Genomic DNA, 302 nt, shown 5'->3' on the forward strand with positions numbered 1-302 from the left:
GCGGATTTCGAGCCGGCGGAGAAGCGGTCGGAGACGAGGGGGCCGGAGAACAGGCCGCCGGAACCGGCTTCCCAGACCTGAACCGCCACGTAGTCGCCGACGCCGATCACCGGCTCGAGCGCCGGGCGGCTGTCACCGAAGGTGACGAGGAGGCTGTCGAGGGGTCGGGTGCGCAGGGCCTCGACGAGGGCGGGGGTGATGTCGATGATCTCGTAGCGGGCGAACAGGCCTTCGGCGGTGGCGACGTCGGCGCCGCTCTCGATCGCCGAGGTCGTCGGCCCCGCGGCCGGCAGGATGGAGCA

1 pseudogene is annotated in these 302 nt (G+C 72.2%); it reads right to left on the minus strand.

The features are described 5' to 3' along the window. A pseudogene (locus E4V01_RS25480) lies at positions 1–302 on the minus strand (sugar transporter); the annotation flags it as partial.

This window comes from Methylorubrum sp. Q1 (assembly GCF_004683995.1).
Taxonomy (GTDB): Bacteria; Pseudomonadota; Alphaproteobacteria; order Rhizobiales; family Beijerinckiaceae; genus Methylobacterium.